Source organism: Phaeacidiphilus oryzae TH49, assembly GCF_000744815.1.
Lineage (GTDB): Bacteria > Actinomycetota > Actinomycetes > Streptomycetales > Streptomycetaceae > Phaeacidiphilus > Phaeacidiphilus oryzae.
Map to the genome: position 1 here is coordinate 1,895,360 of NZ_JQMQ01000005.1, position 12,660 is coordinate 1,908,019.

Annotated in this window: 12 protein-coding genes; 5 read left to right on the top strand and 7 right to left on the bottom strand. The window is 73.0% G+C overall.

The features are described 5' to 3' along the window. The first annotated feature begins 21 nt into the window (after positions 1-21). The 3 genes from BS73_RS12600 (at position 22) to BS73_RS12610 (ending at position 4,475) form a co-directional block, all read left to right on the top strand. Complete coding sequence (locus BS73_RS12600; protein ID WP_037571842.1) at positions 22-1,239, top strand: thiolase family protein; 1,218 nt, start codon at positions 22-24, stop codon at positions 1,237-1,239. 2 nt (positions 1,240-1,241) lie between these two features. Next, entirely contained in the window at positions 1,242-3,377 is a 2,136-nt protein-coding gene (locus BS73_RS12605; protein WP_037571844.1) for a 3-hydroxyacyl-CoA dehydrogenase NAD-binding domain-containing protein, read from the top strand. Positions 3,378-3,707: 330 nt separating this feature from the next. Continuing rightward, positions 3,708-4,475, top strand: coding sequence for a nucleotidyltransferase domain-containing protein (locus BS73_RS12610; protein ID WP_037571846.1), 768 nt, complete (start codon positions 3,708-3,710; stop codon positions 4,473-4,475). On the opposite strand, the gene BS73_RS38210 is transcribed toward BS73_RS12610, so the two are convergent. Beyond that, positions 4,469-4,726, bottom strand: coding sequence for a hypothetical protein (locus tag BS73_RS38210; protein WP_037571847.1), 258 nt, complete (start codon positions 4,724-4,726; stop codon positions 4,469-4,471). The genes BS73_RS12610 and BS73_RS38210 overlap by 7 nt on opposite strands. 95 nt (positions 4,727-4,821) lie before the next feature. Continuing rightward, on the bottom strand, positions 4,822-6,333 hold the full coding sequence (locus BS73_RS12620; RefSeq protein ID WP_084704003.1) for an MFS transporter: 1,512 nt from the start codon (positions 6,331-6,333) through the stop codon (positions 4,822-4,824). A 258-nt stretch (positions 6,334-6,591) separates the two neighbouring features. Between BS73_RS12620 and BS73_RS12625 the strand changes: the two genes are divergently transcribed. Beyond that, positions 6,592-7,512 (top strand): helix-turn-helix domain-containing protein, encoded by a 921-nt coding sequence (locus tag BS73_RS12625; protein WP_051939861.1) that lies wholly within the window; start codon positions 6,592-6,594, stop codon positions 7,510-7,512. 49 nt (positions 7,513-7,561) lie between these two features. On the opposite strand, the gene BS73_RS12630 is transcribed toward BS73_RS12625, so the two are convergent. The 5 genes from BS73_RS12630 to BS73_RS12650 form a co-directional block, all read right to left on the bottom strand. Next, on the bottom strand, positions 7,562-8,503 hold the full coding sequence (locus BS73_RS12630; RefSeq protein ID WP_037571858.1) for a hypothetical protein: 942 nt from the start codon (positions 8,501-8,503) through the stop codon (positions 7,562-7,564). Next, positions 8,500-9,219, bottom strand: coding sequence for a cytochrome b N-terminal domain-containing protein (locus tag BS73_RS12635; RefSeq protein WP_063836970.1), 720 nt, complete (start codon positions 9,217-9,219; stop codon positions 8,500-8,502). Before BS73_RS12635 ends, BS73_RS12630 begins: the two co-directional genes overlap by 4 nt. Further along, complete coding sequence (locus BS73_RS12640; RefSeq protein WP_037571862.1) at positions 9,216-9,398, bottom strand: hypothetical protein; 183 nt, start codon at positions 9,396-9,398, stop codon at positions 9,216-9,218. Before BS73_RS12640 ends, BS73_RS12635 begins: the two co-directional genes overlap by 4 nt. Positions 9,399-9,582: 184 nt before the next feature. Next, positions 9,583-11,043, bottom strand: coding sequence for an MFS transporter (locus BS73_RS12645; protein ID WP_063836971.1), 1,461 nt, complete (start codon positions 11,041-11,043; stop codon positions 9,583-9,585). Between the two features lie 220 nt (positions 11,044-11,263). Next, the gene (locus BS73_RS12650; protein WP_051939862.1) at positions 11,264-12,133 is read right to left on the bottom strand and encodes a DsbA family protein; all 870 of its coding nucleotides are present in this window, start codon (positions 12,131-12,133) and stop codon (positions 11,264-11,266) included. Positions 12,134-12,252: 119 nt separating this feature from the next. Here BS73_RS12650 and BS73_RS12655 point away from each other — a divergent pair, with 119 nt between their 5' ends. Then, entirely contained in the window at positions 12,253-12,657 is a 405-nt protein-coding gene (locus tag BS73_RS12655; RefSeq protein ID WP_037571866.1) for an NYN domain-containing protein, read from the top strand. Positions 12,658-12,660: the final 3 nt, after the last annotated feature.

The following is a 12,660-nucleotide window of genomic DNA, read 5'->3' on the forward strand; positions in this document are numbered from 1 at the left end:
GCATCTGGGAGGAGAGCCACCGTGCCTCGTACCGCGAGGGACGTCGTCTTCGTCGACGGCGTCCGCACCCCGTTCGGCAAGGCGGGTCCGAAGGGCATCTACCACGAGACCCGGGCCGACGACCTGGTGATCAAGGCGATTCGGGAGCTGCTGCGCCGCAACCCGAACCTGCCGGCGGAACGGGTGGACGAGGTCGCCATCGCCGCCACCACGCAGATCGGCGACCAGGGCCTGACCATCGGCCGCACCGCGGCTCTGCTCTCCGGCCTGCCGAAGTCCGTGCCCGGCTACGCCATCGACCGGATGTGCGCCGGCGCGATGACCGCCGTCACCACCACCGCCGGCGGCATCGCCTTCGGTGCGTACGACGTGGTGGTCGCCGGCGGCGTCGAGCACATGGGCCGGCACCCGATGGGCGAGGGTGTCGACCCCAACCCCCGCTTCCTCTCCGAGAAGCTGGTCGACGAGTCGGCCCTCTTCATGGGGATGACCGCGGAGAACCTCCACGACCGGTTCCCGCAGATCACCAAGGAGCGCTGCGACGCCTTCGCCGCCCGCTCCCAGGAGAAGGCCGCCAAGGCCTACGCCGACAACAAGATCCAGCCGGACCTGGTCCCGGTCGCGGTGCGGCGCACCAACGCGGAAGCGGGCGAGACCGGTTGGGGCCTGGCCACGGTGGACGAGCCGATGCGGCCCGGCACCACGGTCGAGCAGCTGGCCGGGCTGAAGACCCCGTTCCGCGCCCACGGCCGGATCACCGCGGGCAACTCCGCCGGTCTCAACGACGGCGCCACCGCCTCGCTGCTGGCCGCCGAGGACGTGGCCGAGGAGCTCGGCCTGCCGGTCAAGATGCGCCTGGTCTCCTACGCCTTCGCCGGCGTGGAGCCCGAGGTGATGGGCGTCGGCCCGGTGCCGGCCACCGAGAAGGCGCTGGCCAAGGCCGGTCTGACGATCGACGACATCGGCGCCTTCGAGATCAACGAGGCCTTCGCCGTCCAGGTGCTGGCCCTCCTCGACCACTACGGCATCGCCGACGACGACGAGCGGGTCAACCCGTACGGCGGGGCGATCGCCTTCGGCCACCCGCTGGCCTCCTCCGGGGTCCGGCTGATGACCCAGCTGGCCCGGCGCTTCGAGGAGCGCCCGGACGTCCGCTACGGCATCACCACCATGTGCATCGGCTTCGGCATGGGCGGGACCGTCATCTGGGAGAACCCCCACTTCGAGGGAGGCAAGTGAGCATGGCTGCTCTGGACATGGCGCAGCTGAAGCGCGCCGCCGAGCTGTTCCCCGACGAGGTGGTGACGGACGTTCAGGTCCGCCACCTCGAACTGCCGCTGGGCGCCGGGCGGTTCGCGCTGCTCACGCTCGACAACGGCTTCGACCACACCAAGCCGAACACCATCGGCCCGGGGACGCTCGCCAAGTTCAACGAGGCCCTGGACCAGGTGGAGCGGGAGGCCGCGGCCGGCGAGATCGTCGCCGTCGGCGTCACCGGAAAGCCGTTCATCTTCGCGGTGGGCGCCGACCTCAAGGGCGTCGAGGTGCTGTCCCGGCACGAGGACGGGGTCGCGATCGCCAAGGGCGGACACGACACCTTCAAGCGCCTGGGCGCGCTGCCGGTGCCGACCTTCACCTACTACAACGGCGCCGCCATGGGCGGCGGCGTGGAGATCGGCCTCCACTGCACCTACCGCACGGTGTCGAGCGGGCTGCCGGCCTTCTCGCTGCCGGAGTGCTTCCTCGGCCTCGTACCGGGCTGGGGCGGCTGCACGCTGCTGCCGAACCTGATCGGCGCGGGCAAGGCGATCAACGTCATCATCGACAACGCGCTGGCCCAGAACAAGCAGCTCAAGGGCAAGCAGGTCTTCGAGCTGGGGATCGCGGACGCGATCTTCGAGCCGGCCGACTTCCTGGAGCAGTCGCTGCTGTGGACCGCCAAGGTGCTGACCGGTGAGGTCTCGGTCGAGCGCGAGCCGGTGGACCGCGGCGAGGCCTGGGACCAGGCCGTCGAGTGGGGCCGGCTGGTCGTCGAGGGCAAGCTGCACGGGGCCGCGCCGGCGCCGCTGCGGGCGCTGGACATCATCGCCCAGGTCAAGGACGGCGATCTCCAGGCCGGGTTCGACGCCGAGGACCAGGCGCTGGCCGACCTGATCATGAGCGACGAGCTCCGGGCCGGGCTCTACGCCTTCAACCTGGTGCAGAAGCGCGGCAAGCGGCCGGCCGGCGCGCCGGACAAGTCGCTGGCGCGTCCGGTCAACAAGGTGGGCGTGGTCGGCGCGGGTCTGATGGCCTCCCAGCTGGCGCTGCTCTTCGTGCGCCGCCTTGAGGTGCCGGTCGTGCTCACCGACATCGACCAGGCGCGGGTCGACAAGGGCGTGGGCTACGTCCACGCCGAGATCGACAAGCTCCTCGGCAAGGGCCGGATCAACGGCGACAAGGCCAACCGGCTCAAGGCGCTGGTCAGCGGCGTGCTGGAGAAGGCCGAGGGCTTCTCGGACGCGGACTTCGTGATCGAGGCGGTCTTTGAGGAGACCGGCGTCAAGCAGCAGGTCTTCGCCGAGGTCGAGGCGGTCGTGCCGGAGACGGCCATCCTGGCCACCAACACCTCCTCGCTGTCGGTGACGGAGATGGCCGCGAAGCTCAAGCACCCGGAGCGGGTGGTGGGCTTCCACTTCTTCAACCCGGTCGCGGTGCTTCCGCTGCTGGAGGTGGTCCGGGCGGAGAAGACCGACGACGCCTCGCTGGCCACCGCCTTCGCGGTGGCGAAGAAGCTGAAGAAGACGGCGGTACTGGTCAAGGACGCCCCGGCGTTCGTGGTCAACCGGATCCTCACCCGGTTCATGGGCGAGGTGCAGAACGTCGTCGACGAGGGCACGCCGGTCGAGGTCGCGGAGAAGGCGGTCGAGCCGCTGGGCCTGCCGATGTCGCCGCTGGTGCTGCTTGAGCTGGTCGGGCCGGCGATCGGACTGCACGTCAGCGAGACGCTGGCGGGGGCGTTCCCGGAGCGGTTCAAGGTCTCGCCGAACCTCAAGGCCGTGGTGGACGCCGGCAAGCGCGGCTTCTACGTCTACGACTCGGGGAAGCCGGAGCTGGACCCGGAGGTCGCGGCGCTGCTGAAGCAGGGCGACAGCGTCCTGACGGAGCAGCAGGTCCGGGACCGGGTGCTGACGGCCGTCGCCGAGGAGATCGGCCTGATGCTGGCCGAGGGCGTGGTCGCCGAGGCGCAGGACATCGACCTGTGCCTGATCACCGGCGCCGGCTGGCCCTTCCACCTGGGCGGGATCACCCCGTACCTGGACCGCGAGGGGTACGCCGAGAAGGCGAACGGCAAGCGGTTCCTGGAGCAGGGCGTGGCGTCGGTGCCGACCGCGTGACGACGGGCGCGCCCCCGCCCCGAGCGCAGCGCCGCAGGCGCGCGTAAGGGGCGCGGGGACGGCGCCGCACGCGGCTGCGGAGTCCGGGTTGCCACCCGGTCCCCGTTGCCGGGTGCGGCGCCGTTTCGCGTGGGCCGCGCAGTTCCCCGCGCCCCTGGTTGTGCGGCTTCGCCGCGGAGACGGCGCCGCACGCGGCTGCGGAGTCCGGGGTGCCACCCGGTCCCCGTGGCCGGGTGCGGCGCCGTTCTGCGCGGGCCGCGCAGTTCCCCGCGCCCCTGAGGCGCGCGCCTGCGGCGCGGCCTCCGGGGCGTGCGCTGTTAGCGTCCTCCCGTGGATGAGGTGGAGTTCGCGGAACATGTCGCCGGCACGCTCGGCGGGTTGGCCGGGGTGGAGGCCGTCGCGCTTGGGGGGTCTCGGGCGGCGGGAACGCATCGGGCGGACAGTGACTGGGACTTCGCGGTGTACTACCGCGGCGCGGACGGGGTCTTCGACCCCGCCTCGCTGGAGGGGCTCGGCTGGGAGGGGCAGGTCTTCGGGATCGGGGACTGGGGCGGCGGGGTGTTCAACGGAGGCGCCTGGCTGAGCATCGAGGGGCGCCGCGTCGACGTCCACTACCGCGACCTGGACGACGTGGAGTTCCGGATCGCCGAGGCCCGCGAGGGCCGCTTCGACGTCGAGCGGCTGATGTTCCATCTGGCCGGGATCCCGACGTACCTGGTCGTCGCGGAGTTGGCCGTCAACCGGACCCTGCGCGGCGAACTCCCGTGCCCCGCCTACCCGGAGGCGTTGCGGCTGGCCGCTCCCCCACGCTGGCGCGGGGACGCTCTCGCGACCCTCGGGTACGCGCGGGACGCGCATGCCGTGCGCGGGCGGCTCACCGACACCGTCGGCGCCGTCGCCACCGCCGCCTGCTACGCCGCCCACGCGCGGCTCGCCGAGCGCGGTGAGTGGATCACCAATGAGAAGCGCCTGCTGGAGCGGGCCGGACTGCGCGAGCCGGTGGATGCCCTCCTCTCCGGGCTCACGCCGGAGCCGGCGCGGCTTGAGGGCGCGCTCTCCGCCGCGGAGCGGATCTTCTCGGCGGCGCCCGGTCAGTGATGGTTCATCAGCGGAATGAGGATGAACATCAGGATCAGGATCGCGAAGAAGACGAACCGGGTGACCTTCGAGCCGCGCCCGCCGCGCCCGTCCGGGCCGCCGCCGACCGGACCGTAGTAGCCCGGGTCCACCCCGTTGTGGTGATGGTGGTGGCCGCCCAGCCCGCCACCGCCGTGATGGTGGCCGCCGAAGCCGCCGCCGCCTCCGTGGTGGCCGCCTCCGCCGCCACCGCCGCCGCCTCCGTGTGTCATGACCGTGCCCCTTCCCGTTGTGCCTACGAATACGCACCCGCACCCCTCGGCGGTTGCCGAAGGATGCGGGAGCCGTGCGAAGAGTCGGTGACCGGTCAGTTCCTGGGCAGCAGCAGCCGGGAGAGGACGGTGGTGACCAGGATGACGCCGGCCACGACCACCAGGCCGATCCGCATCCCGGGGAGGGAGAACCCGGAGCCGTCCGCCGCGTTCCCGGCCAGCAGCCCGCCGAAGAGGGCGACGGCGAGCGCACCGCCGGTCTGCCGCAGGGCGTTGAGCATTCCGGAGGCCGTACCCGCCCGCTCCCCCGGGACGGCGTCCATCAGCAGCGCGGTCAGCGCCGGCACGGCCACCGCGCCGCCGATGCTCAGCGGCAGCAGCAGGACCAGCACCAGCCACAGCGGGGTGCGCGCGGCCAGCGGCAGCAGTGCCAGCATGGCCACGGCCAGGACGAGTTGGCCGGCCACGATCACCGGTCGGCGGCCGATCCGCTCGGCCAGCCGGGGCGAGACCAGGTTGGTGCCGGTGATCACCACGGACATCGGTACGAACATCAGCCCGGCGGCGATCCCGGACATCCCACGCAGCTGCTGGTAGTAGAGGCCGAGGGCGAAGATCCCGCCGTAGAAGCCGGCGTTGACGGCGAAGCCGATCGCCAGCGGCACGGCCACCCGGCGGTCGGTCAGCAGCGCCGGCGGCACCATCGGCTGGCGGTGCCGCGTCTCGACGGCCCAGAACGCCCACCCGGCGGCGACGGCGAGCGCGCCGGCGCCCAGCACGGCCGGGCTGGTCCAGCCGAGGTGGCCGCCCTCGATCACCGCGAAGGCCAGCCCGGCGAGGGCGAGCACCGCGGTCAGCTGACCGGCCGGGTCCAGCGAGGCCGGCCGCCTGGGCGAGCGGGCCACCCGGGTGAGGAGGATCAGGATCACTGCGCCGACCGGCAGGTTGAGGAGGAAGACCGCGCGCCAGCCGGCCGTCTCGGTCAGCACCCCGCCGAGCACCGGGCCGGCCGCCATGGCGACCGAACCGCCCACCGTCCAGAGGGCGATGGCGCGGGCCCGCGCCCGGGCGTCCTCGTACGCCTGGCGGATCAGCGCCAGCGAGGCCGGCATCACGATCGCCGCCGCCCCGCCCTGCACCACCCGGGCCGCCACCAGGGTGCCGATCCCGGGGGCCAGCGCGCAGCCCAGCGAGGCGACGGTGAACAGGGCGACGCCCCAGCCGTAGGCGCGGCGGGCGCCGGACCGGTCGGCGAGGGAGCCGGCGGAGAGCATCAGCGCGGCGAACATCAGGGTGTAGGCGTCGACCACCCACTGGAGCCCGGCCATCCCGCCGCTGAGCGAGGTGCGGATCGCGGGGAGCGCGATGTTGACCGCGGAGACGTCGATGGTGATCACGGTGAAACCGAGGAGGGAGGCGATCAGCGCAAAGGACGTCCGGCGTGCCGCCGGACCTCGGCGGCCCGGCGGCGCACCGCGCAGGCCTTGGCGGCGATCGGCGACGGCGGTCGCGGTGGTCGCGGCGCCCCGGGCAGCCCCGTCGGTGACGGGACGGGCGTCGGTGACGGCGGGGGTCTGGGCGAGCGGAGTGGTGGCGCATCCGGACATGGGTGATCGGCTTCCTTGGCAGGTGGGAACGGGCACCGCGGCACGAGCGCCGGGACCGCGTCGCGAGCGGCCGGGGGCCTCGCCCGCGGACCGGCGTCGTGCACCCCCTGGGGCGGTGGCGGTTCCGGCCGCTCGCGACGGTCTCCACTCTCCCGTGCCGCGCGGGCCCGCGGCAGACCGCGCTGCGACCGGGGTGCCGCGTTCCTGGCCCTGACACACCCCCTCAGGCTGTCGGTCCCTCCTGCGAGAATGGTCCGCATGGCAGCCGACAGCACCCACCCACAGGCGAACGGCACCGAGCTCGGCCGGTTCCTCAAGGCCCGCCGCGCCCAGGTCCGGCCGGAGGAGGTCGGGCTGCCGCCCGGCGCCGGGCTGCGCCGCACCCCGGGGCTGCGCCGCGAGGAACTGGCCGCGCTGGCTGGCGTCAGCGTCGACTACTACATCCGCCTGGAGCGCGGCCGGGAGACCAACCCGTCCCCCGGCGTGCTGAACGCCCTCGGCCGGGCGCTGCGGCTGAACGGCGGCGCCTACGAGCGGCTGATGGAACTGGCCGAGCTGGCCTCCGGCCGGGCCGCCGCCGGCGAGCTCCCGCCCACCCCGGACTGCGCCGTACGCGACTCGGTGCTGCGGATGCTGGAGGCGGTCCGCCCCCTTCCGGCGTACGTGGTCAGCCGGTTCAACCGGGTCCTCGCCGCCAACCCGCCCGGCCGCCGGCTGCTGCCGGGCCTCTGGGACTGGCCGGAGGAGCAGCGCAACCTCACCCGGTACCTCTTCCTCCACCCGGTCGGGCGGCGGCTCTACGAGCCCTGGGAGGAGACCGTCGCCCACTCGGTCGCCCATCTCCGCGCGGTCGGCGGCGCCTCCCCCGACGATCCCGAGCTGCTCGAACTGGTCGGCGAACTCACCGTCAAGTCCCCGGAGTTCGCCCGCCTCTGGGAGCGCTACGACGTGGACGAGCGAGGCGGCGGCCAGAAGACCTTCGACCATCCCAAGGTCGGCCGGATGACCCTCACCTACGAGGTGATGCGCCTGGCCCGCACCGGCGAGCAGCGCATGGTCGTCTACCAGGCCGCCGCCGGCACCCCCGACGAGGAGGCCATGCTCCGCCTGGAGCCGGCGGCGGCCGGGGCCGGAGCCGGGGCCGCGTCCGCGCCCCAGCCCGAGCCCGCGCCCGCCTAGGCGGCCCCGCTGGGCGGCCCGGCGGGGCGGCCCGGCTGGGCGAAGCCGGTCAGCGCCTCCGCGGGTGCTCGCGGTACCAGTCGCGCCAGATCAGCCGGTAGACGCCGAGGAAGCGGGGGACCGAGCGGAGGCCGGGGATGAACGGCACCAGCACCAGGATCAGGCTGAGCAGCGCCATCAGGCCCCAGACCAGGGCGTCCGCGTTTCCGGAGCTCTTGAACGGGTCGATCTGGTACCAGAAGGTGTAGAGCCACAGCCAGGCCTGCCCCGGGAAGTTCCCGGTCTCGTTCATCATCCCCCACTGGTCGCCGCCCAGATGCTGGGCACGGGCCTTGTCCTCCAGGTACGAGCCGTCGGAGAGGAAGAGCAGCGGGCGGGTGTAGTCGGTCTGGTAGAAGGAGCCGCCCTCGGTGAGGAGCTGCCCGTCCAGACCGCCGCTCTGAGCCAGCGTCAGCAGCCGCGCGGTGAGCACCGGCACGGGCCCGTACCGGCCCGGCGCCACCTTGGCCGGGTCGCCGCCGGGGGCCTTGCCCAGGGCGTCCGCGTACGCCCCCGTCCAGGCCTGCTGCCGGGTGGGCGAGGCGGCGGCCCACACCGCCAGGGCGGCGTTCACCACCGGCAGTTCGGGGGAGGTGCGCAGCGGCCGGATGACGAAGTCGTTCGCGGTGTCGATGGGGATCCGCACGCCGGCCGCCTGCTGCAACCCGACCGGGCCGAGCTTCTGGGCCGCGCCCGCGGTGTCGTTGTACGGCGGGCCGTACTGCGCGGTGTCGCTGGTCCCGCCGAGTTCGGCGACGGAGGTCGCGGTGAAGTCCGCCGGATCGGCGCGGGACCAGGACGCCAGGGTGATCGGCTTGTCGTCCGGCGAGGAGAAGACCGCGGCCAGGCCCGCGGTGAGCGCCACCACCAGCACCAGCGCGATGGTGAACTCGCGCACCAGGTCGTAGCGGCGGGTGGGAAAGGCCGCGGGGTCGGGGGTGGGGGTCCTCATGGCCGGACCTCCCCGCTCGCGCCGGGGGCCTCCGGCGTGCCGCCCGGGCCTTCCGGCGCCTCGGCGGGGAGTTCGTCGCCTTCCGGCCCCTCCGGCGCGGTGGCCCCGATCGGCGGGACGATGCCGTGCCTCCGTACCAGCAGGATGTGCCACACCGTCAGCACCCCCAGCACGACCGGCAGCAGCACGATGTGCCACATCAGCATCTGCCCGAAGTCGGCGACATTGAAGTACGCGCCGATGCCCACGGCGTTGAGGCCGTCCTTCGCCTGCCCGGCGATCCACTGCGAGTCGAAGTTCTGCTGCACCAGATAGCCGGTGAAGGCGGTGCCGACCGAGGCCAGGAAGGCGATCACGCCGATCACCCAGGTCAGCCCGCGGCGCCCGCGCCAGGCCGCCATCAGGAACTTGCCCCACAGATGCACCACCATGAAGAACATGAACAGCTCGACGCCCCACAGGTGGAGGCTGTTCACGTAGTGGCCGACATCGGAGGTGTGCCACCAGGCCGGCCCCTCCAGCGCCAGCCATCCCCCGCTCACCAGCACCGCGATCAGCGCGGCGACGGTGAGGACGCCGAACACGTAGATCCAGGAGGCCATGTAGGCCGGCTGGGTGTCCGGCAGCAGCTTCTCCGGTGGCAGCCGGCGGACCGCTCGCCGGCGCAGTGCCCCGGTCCAGCCGCCCGTCCAGCCCTCGTCCGCGGGCGCGCTCACCGTCTGCCACGTCCCTTCGGGAACGGCAGCAGCACGGCCGCCACCAGGACCAGCACCATCACGCCGATGACCACGGCGTTGGCCACCGAGAGCTGGATCACGCCCCAGTGCAGATAGTCGCCCGGTTTGTCGAGGTCGACCGGGGCCGCTTCGAGTACCGATCCCGCGAGGTTCGGCATGCCGGATTCCCCTCCCTGTGGATGCCCTCCCGCGCCGCCCGCGCGGCTGGTGCCGCCACGGGAGGCATTGTCGGAGCACCACGGTGCCGACCGCGGGCGGCGAGGGACATGGGCCGTTCGGCCTTGCCGGGTGAGGCCGAAGGCCGGAGGGGCCCCGGGGCTCGGCCGGGAGGAGGGGCCCGGTTCAGCCGGAGGCGGCCCCGCCGCCGGTCGGGGCCTCCGTCGCGGGCGCCGACGCGGGGGCGGCCACCGCCGTGGCCACCGCCGCGCGTTCCAGCGGCCGACCCGTCGTCCGCGGGCCGAGCACCGCCACATCCACGCAGAGCAGCACCATCAGCACCGCCGAGCCGGCGAAGACCCAGCCGGAGCCGAACGCGTCCAGCGCGTTGAGCGCGACGAACGGCAGAATCGCCGAGACCAGCCGGGAGAGCGAGTACGCGGTGCCGATCGCGCTGGAGCGGACGCCCGTCGGGAAGATCTCGGTGTGGTAGATGTGGAACGCGTTCGAGAACACGTTGGACGCCACCGTCAGCAGGAACCCGGCCAGCACGATCAGCGCGGTGTTCCGGCCGAGGCCGAAGACCAGCCCGAAGGCGGCCATCGCCAGCGCCGCGCCGACGATCAGCCACTTCCGCTCGAACCGCTCCACCAGCGGCGTCGCGACCAGCGCGCCCACCGGGTAGCCGATGAAGCTGAGCGCCGCGTACCCCAGCGACGAGGTGACGCTGTACCCCTTGGCGGTGAGGACGATCGGCGCGAGGGTGCCGAAGCCGTAGTAGCCGACGGTCTGCAGGATCTGGAAGACCCAGAGCATCACCGTCCGCCGCCGGTACTCCCCGCGGAACATGTCCGGGAAGGAGACCCGGCGCTCCTCCTCGGCGACCGGCGGCGCCTCCGCGGCCCGCTCGGCGTCGGGGGCCGCGCCGACCTGCGCCTCGATCTCGGCGACCACCCGGGCCGCCTCGTCCGTCCGCCCCTTGACCGTCAACCAGCGCGGGGACTCCGGCAGCTGACGCCGGATCAGCCAGACGAAGACCGCGCCGAGCGCGCCGGCCACCAGCAGCCACCGCCAGCCGGCGATCCCGCCCAGGTCCGCCTTGGCCACCACCCGGGCGCCGAAGAGGGCGGCCAGCGGCACCCCGAGGAAGCCGATCACATACGCCCAGGAGATGTACCGGCCGCGGCGGTGGGCCGGCAGGAACTCGGCCAGGTAGGTGTCCACCAGCACGAGTTCGGCGCCCATCCCGAGACCGCTGCAGAACCGCAGCGCGGCGAAGACCGGCAGGTTCGGCGCGAAGGCCGTGGCCAGCGAGAAGATCGCGTACGAGGCCAGGTTGATCATGAAGATCCGGCGCCGGCCCCAGCGGTCGGCCAGCCAGGACAGCAGGTTGGCGCCGACGAACATGCCGAGGAAGGCGCTGGCGATCACCCAGGCCTTGCCGGTGGCGTCCAGCTTCCACTGCTCGGCGAGGACGGTGGCGAGGACGCCGCCGAGGAAGACCTCGTACAGGTCGAAGAAGGAGCCGATGCCGACCAGCACGGTGATCTTCCGGTGCCAGCCGCTGAGCGGAAGCGCCTCCAGCCTGCGGACCGGGTCTCCGATCGCTCCGGACCTGCCGGGTGTGGATGCCGCCTCGGAAGCCACGACGCTCCCCTCCGCCCTGTGTACCGCGTACTGCATACGACCGCTGGATTCGCGATCATGTCAGCGCAGACGGCGGGCCTCGGTCAACACCCCTGACGGCCCGTTACCGGAGTGTGACCGGGGCCCGAAGCGGTCCGCTCCGGGCCCCGAAGGGGTCTTGCGCTCGGCCTCCGCCCGCAGGCATCGGCCTCAGGTGTCCGGCCTCAGCCCGCGGCAGGCCTCAGCCCGCCGTCGGCGACGCCGAGGCGGTCGCGGTCGGCGCGGCCTCGGCGGCCTTCAGCACCTCGGACTTGAGCTTGGCCGGCGTCAGCCGCTTCTTCTTGGCGGTGCCGGGGGCCTCCGGGAGCAGCGTCTTGACGTCCTGCTGACCGGTCAGCGCCTCCTGCGGCACGACCTCCATCGTCATCGCCGGGAGGCTGCCGAACCCGGCGGCCACGAAGGCCTCCTGGTTCTTCTTCACCCACACCGTGTGGCCGACGCCCTCGACACAGGTCCGGAAGTTGTCCGAGTCCATGCCCTTGATCTTCTTCGCCAGCTTCAGCAGGTAAGAGGTCTTCGAGAAGGCGTCGTCGCTCTCGTCCGCCGGCTGGTCCTTGTAGAGCAGCGCGCGGTACGCCGGGAAGAGCTTCTGGTCCTGGGCGCAGGCCAGCGCGTTGCCGGCGTGCAGCGAGCCGTCGCCGCCGATCGCCTTGTCGACCGCGGTGACCTCGCGGTAGTGGATGGTCACCAGGCCGGTGGAGAGGAGGTGGTCCAGGGTCGGGCCGTACTCGGCGAGGAACTTCTTGGAGTCCGTCGAGCGGAGGTCCTCCCAGACGGTGAGGACGACCGGCGAGCGGCCCGGCACCGAGATGGACAGCCCGCTGGGGCTGGCCCCGGCGGACGGGGTGGCCAGCGCCTTGTTCTTGTTGGAGCGGACCACCGAGCCGGCCAGGCCGGCGCAGACGAAGACGGCCACGACGGCCACCGCCACGATGATCCGACGCTGCCAGACCACGATCCGGCGGCGGCGCTCGGCCTGTGCGTCTTGCCGGTCACCGTCGACCGGCGGCTGCGCGCCGGCTCGGGTCTGCCTGCCGATTGAACGCTTCATCGTCCTGTGTCCTGACCGTCCTGGTACGGGTGAGTGGCAGCCAAGAGGATGCCATGACAACCTCTGGGAAACGGAATCGGGTGCCGTTCGAAGGCCCTCCCTTGGGAGAGACTTTGCCCATGGACTCCGCCGAGCAAGATCCACTGCCGCTGCTTCTGGTCGTCGACGCGGCGAACGTCATGGGCTCGGTACCGGACGGCTGGTGGCGCGACCGGGCGGGCGCCGCCCGGCGGCTGCGGGACCGGCTGGTGCGGGTGGCCTCAGAAGGCTTCGGCGCCGAGCCGGAGCCGGTCGAGGTGCTGCTGGTCGTGGAGGGGGCGGCGCGGGACACCGAGCCGGTGCCGGGCGTACGGGTCGCCGCGGCGCCGCCGGGGGTCTCGGGCGACGACGAGATCGTCCGCGCCGTCGCCGAACGCGAGCCGGCGGGCCGAGCGGTGACCGTCGTCACCGCCGACCGCGAGCTACGCGCCCGCGTAGGGGAGCTGGGCGCGTCCGTCCTCGGGCCGCGCGCCGTCCCACGCTGACCC